The sequence below is a fragment of the Spongiactinospora gelatinilytica genome (genome assembly GCF_003236385.1).
Lineage (GTDB): Bacteria > Actinomycetota > Actinomycetes > Streptosporangiales > Streptosporangiaceae > Spongiactinospora > Spongiactinospora gelatinilytica.
Window position 1 is genome coordinate 1 of the sequence record NZ_POUA01000349.1, and the last position, 8,000, is coordinate 8,000.

Below are 8,000 nucleotides of genomic sequence, written 5' to 3' on the forward strand. Positions count from 1 at the left end.
GTCCAGGGGCTGGGGCGGGGCGTTGAACACGGCCTCGTCGAGACGGCCCTCGGAGCGGGAGACCAGTACCGGCACCACCATCTGTCCCGCGACGTTGGTCGCGGTGCGCATCATGTCGAGGATCGGGTCGATCGCCAGCAGCAGGCCGACACCCTCCAGGGGCAGGCCCACCGTGCTCAGAGTCAGCGTGAGCATCACGATCGCGCCGGTCAGGCCGGCGGTCGCGGCCGAGCCGATCACCGAGACGAACGCGATCAGCAGGTAGTGGCCGGCGTTGAGCGGAACGTTGTACACCTGGGCCACGAAGATCGCCGCCAGCGCCGGGTAGATCGCGGCGCAGCCGTCCATCTTGGTGGTCGCGCCGAACGGCACCGCGAAGGCGGCGTAGTCGCGGTCCACGCCCAGGCGGTCGGTGGTGACCCGCTGGGTGAGCGGCATGGTGCCGACCGAGGAACGTGAGGCGAAGGCCAGTTCCAGCGCGGGCCAGGCGTTGCGGTAGAAGGTGAGCGGGTTGACCTTGCCGACGAAGGACAGCAGCAGCGGGTAGCTGACCACGAGTACCAGCAGGCAGCCGATGTAGACGCCCGCGCTGAACTTGGCGAGCGGGGCGAGCAGGTCCCAGCCGTAGGTGGCCACCGACTTGCCGATCAGACCGGCGGTGCCGATCGGGGCCAGCCTGATGACCCACCAGAGGGCCTTTTGCACCAGTTCGAGTACGGAGCGGCTGAAGCCGATGAACGGCTCGGCCTTCTCACCGATCGCCAGCGCGGCCGCACCGAGGACGACTCCCAGGAAGACGATCTGGAGGACGTTGAGCTCGGTGAACGCGGTGACGACGTTGGTGGGGATGATGCCGGTCAGGAAGTCCAGCCAGGTCCCGGCGTCCTCCTGGTCGATGGCCTCGGCTCCGGCGGTGGAGATGTTGATGCCCTGGCCGGGGTTGATGATCAGCCCGAGGGCCAGGCCGAAGGCCACCGCGATCAGCGAGGTGATCAGGAACCACATCAGCGTCTTGCTCGCGAGCCTGGCGGCCCCGCTGACGTTGCGCAGATTCGCCATGCTGACCACGACCGCGGTGAAGACCAGCGGCGGAACGGCGAGCTTGAGAAGTTGGATGAAGATCGAACCGGCTTCGGTCAGGGTGGCGGTGAGCCAGTCGACATCACCGGCACGCGCCACGAACCCGAGCGCGACGCCTACCACCAGACCGAGCAGCAACTGGAGTGAGAAAGAGATTTTCTTCATGAACGCGACTCCGGCGGGAGAGCATGCTCACACTGGGGTGGGCATGCGGGAGGGAGGGTAAGGGAGTGGGATTGCGTTCAACGACAGAGCTGACTGCTCAGACGGCAGAGATCGACGTGCAGACGATGCACGAGCCGTACGACCACCGGGAAGTACCTCACGAGGCGATCAAACCTCCCCAACAGATAGGACATTCCGGTATCTTCTGTGATCCTTATCACGTTGCCCGGCGAGAGAAAACCCTTACAGGGTGTTTCCCCATTTAACGGACATACAGACCGCCCTGCCCCTCGGGTTCTCCCTCTTGCCCGGGATGCGGGCTCCGCCCGTCGAACGGGCGGAAGACGCTTGCGGAGGCCCATGTAAGGGGCTGATGTCCCTATGAAGGATCAGCGACGGCGTCCATCGGGCTGCGTGGTTCTGAAGATCCTTGTGATGATGCCGGGTGAGATCACCGCCCGCGGGAGCCCATCGCGGATCGCGAGGCCGAAGGCCGATGTGCCCGTCCGGGGATTCCGGAACGTTGTCGCGATCGGCTCCCATGGACCCCGGACATCCTGGTCAAGGGCGGGACTAAGGAGCCTCGCCGACCACCCCCGAACCACATTCCGGTCGCTGGATCAAGGGTTTCGGGCATGCCGGTGACCGAATCTCCGCCGTGCATCCCTTTCCTCGCCGTGGCCTGGGATGGGGCCGTGCCTGCTGTGACGGACAACCGCCCCCGCGGCAGTTGAGGATCAGGTAGCTCTCAGCTAACTCTTAGTAGAGATGCCCTGCCCTTCCGTTTTACATCTCATATCCTCTCTGAGTGGAAAGGCTACGTTTACCCGCACCGACCACACGCCGGCTACTGATCATTTCCGCCCTGACCGGCGGCGTTGTGATCGTGGGCCTGGTATTACCGTCGGCCTCCGGGGTCGTGGAGTGGACCGACGCGGTCCAGCTCGCCCTGACCACTGCCGCGCTCGCCGGGCTCGCCGTAGCCGTGCTCGTCGTACGACGGACCGACGGCAAGGCGCTCCGCATCGACCAGCGCGTGAAGCGGAACGAGGCGGCCCTGGCGCAGCTTCGTGACAGCGTCCGCGCGCTCGCCGTACAGCTCGAGGAGACCTCGGCCGGGCAGCGGGCCGGGGTGGACACGGTCGTGGCCGCCATCGGCGAGGACCGCGCGGAGCTGGCCGGGCAGACCGAACTGCTGAAGCGGCAGGCCAAGGCCCTCCACGCGCAGCGGAGCACGGTCGATGCCGGGCTGGCCGAGGTGAAGCGGTCGATCGAGGGAGTGGACCGGGCGGTCCGTGACCAGGTCGTCGGGGCGTTGCGCGCGCGTACCGAGTACAACCAGGTCGAGTCCATGATCGACCTGCGCGCGATGCTCCAGCCGCGGGCCCCGATGCCCCGGCTGCGCGGGTGGGCGGCCTCTCCCGACGTGATCCGGCTGCTGGTGGAACGGATCGCGGCCGACCGGCCCAAGCTGGTCATCGAGTGCGGCAGCGGCTCGTCCTCGATCTGGCTGGGGTACGCGATCGAGCGGTTCGGCGGCGGCCGGATCGTCGCGCTGGAACACGAGGAGCGGTTCGCGCGCGCGTCCCAAGACCTGGTGGCGGCACACGGTCTCGACTCGATCGTCGAGGTACGGCACGCGCCGCTGACCGACTGGCAGGGGCAGCCGTGGTACGACACCACCGCGCTGGACGACCTCAGCGACGCCGGTCTGGTCTTCGTGGACGGCCCGCCGGAGCAGACCGGCCCGGAGGCCCGGTACCCGGCGGTGCCGCTGCTGCTGCCGCACTGCGCGCCGGACGCCTGGCTCGTGCTCGACGACACCGTACGCGCCGACGAGCAGCGGATCGCCGAACGCTGGCTGCGTGAATACCCCGAGCTCACGGCCACGTCCTATGCCGCGGAGAAAGGCGCGATGCTGTTCCGGCGGAGTACATCGTGATCCCGGGCGGGATCGTCGGGGCGGGGACCAAGGTCGTCGCCGTGGTTTCGGGTGTCCATGACGCCGGTGACGTCCTGGCCGAATTGCTGCCCAAGGCGGCGATCTCGTGGGCCGACGCGGACGACCTCGCGGACTCCCCCTGGACGATCCGCGCGCCCGAAGCCGTCATCGTGCTCGCCCGCACCCCCACCGACCTGCGGCGGATCGTCTCGCTGCGGGACCTGCTGCCCGCCGTCAAGCGTGTCGTGGTGGCCATCACCGCGACGCCGTCGTGGTACGACGCACCGCACGTCGCGCTGGCGCGCGGGGTCGGCCAGCGCCTGGTGCGCGAGGTCCACATCACCCGGTACGGCACGTCCGGCTGGCTGGTCGCCACCCGGCTCGGCAAGGAGACGCCCGCCGGTGACATCGTGACCGCGGTGGCGGCCGGAGGGACGGGGTTCCACCTGGCGGCGTATCCGCTGCCGGCCGCCGGTCTCGGCGAACCGGGTCTGGCCGACTGGCGGCCCGGCGATCCGGACGTCGCCGTCGGGGGGCGTCCGGAACCGTCCGGCATACCCTCCAGTGACCTCGCCGTTCGCGCCCCGGAGGCCGCCTGGCCGGACGATCGCGTACCGGCCGCCGGGCGTGCCTCGTGGCGGGACACCGCCTGGACCAAGGCCGGCGCTCCCGACGGCTACCCGGTACTGCGCGCCGCGTCCGCGGTCACCCCTGACCACCTGCCGCCGGTGGACGAGCGGTCGGTCAACCCGCGCGGTTTCCTGCGCGAGCCGCCCCAGGACATCGCGGACCTGACCGGCCACGCCGGCGTGTGGGGCGTGACCAGCGAAGGCCGCGAACTTGTCCGCTTTCACGAATCCGGGCTGGTCGCCGACGCCGACGTGGACCGCCTGCGTCCGCTGCGCGGCCTGCGGCTGAACTGGCGCCCCGCGCACACCGGCCCGGTCGCCGCGGCCCGCGTGGTCGCCGGGCTGGCGGCGGCGGGGGTGCCGCTGGTGTCCACCGGCCCGGCCCCCATCTGGGCGGAACCGCTGCTCGGCGGCGAACTCCTGTCCCATCTGGCCACGCCCGGCGACATCGCCGACGACCTGCGCAGGGAGGAGCACAGCGTACGGCTGCGCCGCCACGCGCTGCGCGCGCACGGCACCACCGCCCGCTGGCACGCCCTCGCCGCGGCGGCCGGCAAGCCGATTCCGCCCGATCCGCCGATCTCCGTGGTGCTCTGCACCCGCAGGCCCGATTTCGTGGGTTTCGCGCTCGGCCAGATCGCCGCACAGCGCGGCGTGGACGTCGAGGTCGTACTAGGGCTGCACGGGGTGCCGGAGGAGGCGGTGGCCGGCGCGGTGGCCGATTTCCCGCTTCCGCTGACCATCGTCACGGCGGACGCGGCCAAGCCGTTCGGGGAGATCCTGAACCGCGCGGTGGACCGGACCTCCGGCGCATACCTCACCAAATGGGACGACGACGACTGGTACGGGCCCGACCACCTGGCCGACCTGGTGCTCGCCCGCCGCTACAGCGGCGCCGACCTGGTCGGGGTGGCCTCGGAGTTCTTCTACCTGGAGCAGATCGACGTGACCATCCGGCGGCGGTGGAGCAGCGAGGTGATGGCCGACCACGTGGCGGGCGGCACCTTTTTGATCTCCCGCGAGACGCTGCGCGCGCTGGGCGGCTTCAGGCCGGTCCCCCGTTCGGTGGACATCGAACTCTTCTCGGCCCTCCTGCGCGCGGGGGGCTGCATCTATCGCACCCACGGCCTGGGGTTCATGGCCCGCAGGTCGGCCCGGCGACGCCACACCTGGCAGGAGCCGATCGGCTATTTCCTGCACAGAGCCAAGGAGCAGTGGCGCGGCTTCCGCCCGAGCGAACTCATGGAGCAGGCGTGAACTCCCCTCGTATCCGCCACAACGACTATTCCATCCTGTCGCCGCCCGAGATCGGCGACCGGCAGCCGTACCTGCCGGTCAGCGTCGTCATCGCGGCCTACCGCCACCAGGACAAACTGGACCTCACGCTGGCCGCGCTCGCGGCCCAGAGCTACCCCGCCCACCTGCTCGAAGTGATCGTCGTGGACGACGGCACGGACCCGCCGCTCACCCTCGGCCAGATCAGGCCGGAGAACACCCGCCTGCTGCGCACCACGCCGGACTCCCGGGGCCGCTCCAACGCCCGCAACGCGGCGCTGGAGGTCGCCGAGGGCCATGTGATCCACTGGCTGGACGCCGACATGGTCACCCATCACGACGAGGTCGAGGCGCACATGCGCTGGCACCACCTCGCGGACTACCTGGTGGTCATGGGTTATGTCCGGTATGTGGACGAGGAGTGGCCCGGCCCGGCCGAAGTACACGCCGCAGTGTCCGCGGGGGCCGGCGAGAAGCTGTTCGACCTGGACGCGAGCGAACCCCACCAGTGGATCGTCGACCTGGCCGAAAGCACGGACGGCATGCGCACGGCCAAGAACATGGCCTACCGCGTCCACATCACGAACGCCGCCTCGGTCAACGCCCGCCTGCTGCGCGCGGCCGGGCCGCTCGCGACCGAACTCGTGCTCGGCGAGGACACCGAACTCGGCTACCGGCTCGCCCAGCACGGCGCCGCGTTCGTCCTGGAGCCGGCCGCGCGGAGCTGGCACCTGGGCCGGTCCATGATGATGCGCGACCGCGAGCAGGTCACCCGGTACAACGCGGTGTTCGTGCCCGATCTCGTCCCGCACATGCGCTGGCAGCGCACGCACCCGCGGCGGCAGTACATGGTGCCGTACCTGGACGTGGCGGTCGAGGCGGCGGGGGCGACGTACGAGGACATCCGGGCGACGGTGGACGGCGTGCTGGCCAGTGACCTGCCCGACGTACGGGTCACGCTGGCCGGGCCGTGGGGGGCGCTCGCCGAGGACCGGCGCGCGCCGCAGCACAGTCCCAACCTGGACCTGCTGCTCATCCACGGGCTTTATCGCAACGAGCCACGGGTCCGGTTCGTGGATCGGACGCCGAGGTCGGCCGCGCCCGTGCCGTACCGGCTGCTGTGCCCGCCGGGGTGGGTGCCCCGCCCGAACGTACTGCGCCGCCTGCTCGCGCACGCGGCCGAGCACGGGTACGGGCTGGTCAGCATCGCGCTGGACGAGACGGACGTCGTGGTGACGGCCCGCTTGGAGCACACCGGCGCGTTCGCCCGCGCCCGGCTGCTCGCGGGCCCCGGCGAGGCCCTGGACGACGTGGTCGAGGAGGTCGCGGGCACGTACTGGCTGGACGGCGCGACCTGGGGCTTCCAGCCCGCCACGGACGCCAAGGAGCCCAAGCCGGACACCTCTGGCGCCGGACCCGGCCGCGCCGAGGCTGGCCGTCTGAAGACCGAGAACGAACGTCTCGCGCTGCGCGTCGCCCAGCTCACCGAGGAACTGGACCGGCTGCGCGCGGAACGTGCGTCCTCCTCCCATGTACGGCGGCGCCGCCTATTTCGCTGAAAGCGAACGCCTCTCACGTAAAGTATCGATCATGTGGCTTTCAGTGACATGCCGTCCAAGATTCATGACACGCTCAACGGCCTGTTCCGGGAGCGGCCCGAGTTCGCCGTGGAACTCCTCCGCGACCAGCTCGGCGTCAAGCTCCCCGGCGAATATCCGGCCCTGCTCGCCCTCGGCGAGTTCAACGACCGCCCGTCCCGCGACTTCCGCGCCGACAGGTCATCACCCTCGGCCACCGCGGCGAACAGCCCCAGCACGGCGTCGTCATCGAGATCCAGCTCCACCGCGAGCCGGGCAAACCAGAGGCCCTGGCCCGCTACGCCGCCGCCCTGTGGCTCCAGCTCGACCGCCCCATCACGGTCGCCGTCGTCTGCCCCACCCGCTCCCTCGCCACCTGGGCCGCCAAACCCGTGTCACCTCCCTCCGCGACTACACCCTCACCCCGGTGGCCATCGGCCCCAGGGAGATTCCCGCCATCACCGACCCGTCCCAGGTCCGCGATCACGGCGAACTCGCCCTTCTCTCCTTCGCCGCCCGCGCCGACCGCCCAGAGGTCGTCAGGGCGCTCATGGACGGCTGCAAAAACCCTGATGATCGTCACGCTACGCGATACCATGAACACGCATGTGGTATGGCCCCACTGGCCGCCCGGAAACTCATGGAGTAGATCATGAGCTCCACGACATGGCCCGTGAACAGCCCCTTCGCCCGCGAGCACTACGGCAAGGGCAGGGAAGAGGGCAGGCTGGAGGGGAAGGCATCGGTACTGCTGAGCATCCTCACAGAACGTGGGATTCCGCTCAGCAATGCCGACCGCGAACGCATCACCACCTGCACCGACCCCACACTGATGGACATATGGGCACGGCGATGCCTCACCATCTCCTCCACCGAAGAACTCTTCGCCGAGAGACCCGGTGCCTAGCGGGCCGTCAGCCAGCTGAGGAAGTCGGCTAGGACCTTGGGGTCGATGGCGTAGCGGCCGCAGGGGGCATGGCAGATCTTGTGGAAGACGAAGGTGCCGCCCTTTGTGGCGTGGTGGCGCAGGGTGGCCGGGGTGGTGGTGTCGAGGACGGTGAGGGCGGCGCGGGGGCGAGTGTGGCGGAAGCCGCATTCGCGGGCGAGGCGTTCGGTGGCCGGGTCGGTGGCGTCGTACGGGTAGGCGACCGAGCGGATGTCGGTGCCGGTCAGGGCCGTCAGGGCGGCGCGGTCGTCGCAGAGCTGGCGGCGGCGGGCGTCCAGGGGGAGTTCGGTGAGGCGGGCGTGGGTGCGAGTGTGCCCGCCGATCTCGTGCCCGGCCGCGGCGAGCCGCCGTACCCGATCCTCGGTCACTGTCGCTTATACACATCT

General features: G+C 69.9%; 7 protein-coding genes. 4 read left to right on the forward strand and 3 right to left on the reverse strand.

The features are described 5' to 3' along the window. The coding region (locus tag C1I98_RS31100) for a dicarboxylate/amino acid:cation symporter (protein WP_111170943.1) at positions 1 to 1,245 on the reverse strand (1,245 nt) is incomplete at its 3' end. Positions 1,246 to 2,131: 886 nt separating this feature from the next. On the opposite strand from C1I98_RS31100, the gene C1I98_RS44535 reads away from it, so the two are divergent. From C1I98_RS44535 to C1I98_RS31110, 3 genes are read left to right on the forward strand one after another with little or no spacing between them, the layout of a single operon-like run. Further along, positions 2,132 to 3,187: a class I SAM-dependent methyltransferase gene (locus tag C1I98_RS44535; RefSeq protein ID WP_233508339.1), complete on the forward strand. Its 1,056-nt coding sequence runs from the start codon at positions 2,132 to 2,134 to the stop codon at positions 3,185 to 3,187. Further along, on the forward strand, positions 3,184 to 5,073 hold the full coding sequence (locus C1I98_RS41935) for a glycosyltransferase family 2 protein (RefSeq protein WP_158558248.1): 1,890 nt from the start codon (positions 3,184 to 3,186) through the stop codon (positions 5,071 to 5,073). The genes C1I98_RS44535 and C1I98_RS41935 overlap by 4 nt, the downstream gene beginning before the upstream one ends. Continuing rightward, positions 5,070 to 6,650, forward strand: a complete 1,581-nt coding sequence (locus tag C1I98_RS31110) for a glycosyltransferase family 2 protein (RefSeq protein ID WP_158558249.1) — start codon at positions 5,070 to 5,072, stop codon at positions 6,648 to 6,650. Before C1I98_RS41935 ends, C1I98_RS31110 begins: the two co-directional genes overlap by 4 nt. A gap of 316 nt (positions 6,651 to 6,966) precedes the next feature. On the opposite strand, the gene C1I98_RS41940 is transcribed toward C1I98_RS31110, so the two are convergent. After that, on the reverse strand, positions 6,967 to 7,251 hold the full coding sequence (locus tag C1I98_RS41940) for a hypothetical protein (protein WP_158558250.1): 285 nt from the start codon (positions 7,249 to 7,251) through the stop codon (positions 6,967 to 6,969). A gap of 69 nt (positions 7,252 to 7,320) precedes the next feature. On the opposite strand from C1I98_RS41940, the gene C1I98_RS31120 reads away from it, so the two are divergent. Further along, positions 7,321 to 7,575 carry a hypothetical protein gene (locus tag C1I98_RS31120; protein ID WP_146607746.1) on the forward strand — a complete coding sequence of 85 codons (255 nt, stop codon included), beginning with the start codon at positions 7,321 to 7,323 and terminating at the stop codon, positions 7,573 to 7,575. Here C1I98_RS31120 and C1I98_RS31125 read toward each other — a convergent pair. Next, the gene (locus C1I98_RS31125; RefSeq protein WP_199537341.1) at positions 7,572 to 7,982 is read right to left on the reverse strand and encodes a polysaccharide deacetylase family protein; all 411 of its coding nucleotides are present in this window, start codon (positions 7,980 to 7,982) and stop codon (positions 7,572 to 7,574) included. The genes C1I98_RS31120 and C1I98_RS31125 overlap by 4 nt on opposite strands. Positions 7,983 to 8,000 lie beyond the last annotated feature (18 nt).

What these genes read in the sequence shown, in the direction of transcription:
- C1I98_RS31120 (WP_146607746.1), top strand. Translation starts at nt 7,321, where the DNA reads ATGAGCTCCACGACATGGCCCGTGAACAGCCCCTTCGCCCGCGAGCAC.